Consider the following 1085-nt stretch of genomic DNA (forward strand, 5'->3'; position numbering starts at 1 on the left):
GTCCAACGCGCCGTTGCTGAACGGGGTGACCAGGGCTGGCATTGAGCCTTTAAACATGGAACGCTCCTTAGGAGTTTTTTGCGCACCGGTCTGTCACGATTAAGGGTTTGTGAGTTGATCCCGGCGGCGCAAGGTTTATCCTGCATGGCTGTATCCTTGGTTTGTTGGGGAATGCAAGGGATGAGACGTATTCTGTCGCTTGGAATAGCGATGATTCTGGCGCTGATGCTACAGCCGCATGCCACTCGGGCGGATGCGACGCAGGATTTGCGCGCGGGGCTCTATGAGATGCGCTAGGGCGATTGGAATGCCGCGCTGCGCGTTGCAGGCCAGCGTGGATCGGTGGCGCGTGACATTATTGTCTGGCATTGGCTACGCGAAGGTTTTGGCAGCTCGCGCGATGTGCTGGTGTTTCTTGAGCGGCGCCCGGATTGGCCCGGTTTGGCCTGGCTGCGCCGTAAAAGCGAGCCATCATTCACCGGGGCCGATCCGAATCGAGTTCTGAAATTCTACGAAGGGATGCCTCCGCAAACAGCAGAAGGTGCTTTGAATTATGCCGTGGCTTTGTAAAGCCAAGGCCGCAATGGTGAAGCAGAAGCCGACGTCGTAACCGCTTGGCGGACCATGCCGATGGGGTCGGGCCTGCAAAAGGATTATCTTGAGAACTTCGGGAAACTTCTGAGACCACATCACGAGGCCAGGTTGGATCGGATGTTGTGGGATGGGCATCTGGTCAGCGCCGGGCGGATGCTGCCCCTGGTCAACTCTGATCAGCGCAAACTGGCCGAGGCGCGCATTGCCCTGCAAAAGCGCGAAAACGGAGTGGACGGCAAAGTCGCCGCAGTGCCGGAATCACTGGCCAAAGACCCTGGCCTGGCATTTGATCGTTTCGTGTGGCGGGATCGCAAAGAACTGGACGACAGCGGCATTGATCTGATGTTGGCACGCTCGACCGGACCAAAATCGCTGGGTGAACCCGACAAATGGGCGGAAGGGCGACGCAGACTGGCACGTCTGGAGATGCGCACGGGAGATGCCGAACGCGCCTATGCGATTGCCGCCAATCACCACATGACCCCCGAAAT

Annotated in this window: 1 protein-coding gene and 1 pseudogene; both read left to right on the forward strand. The window is 58.3% G+C overall.

What is annotated here, in order from left to right; translation table 11 throughout:
• Positions 1 to 342: 342 nt before the first annotated feature.
• Positions 343 to 570 carry a hypothetical protein gene (locus ACR0FG_RS20860; protein WP_480895276.1) on the forward strand — a complete coding sequence of 76 codons (228 nt, stop codon included), beginning with the start codon at positions 343 to 345 and terminating at the stop codon, positions 568 to 570.
• A 60-nt stretch (positions 571 to 630) separates the two neighbouring features.
• A pseudogene (locus tag ACR0FG_RS20865) lies at positions 631 to 1085 on the forward strand (lytic transglycosylase domain-containing protein); the annotation flags it as partial.

The sequence above is a fragment of the Ruegeria sp. E1 genome, assembly GCF_056534225.1.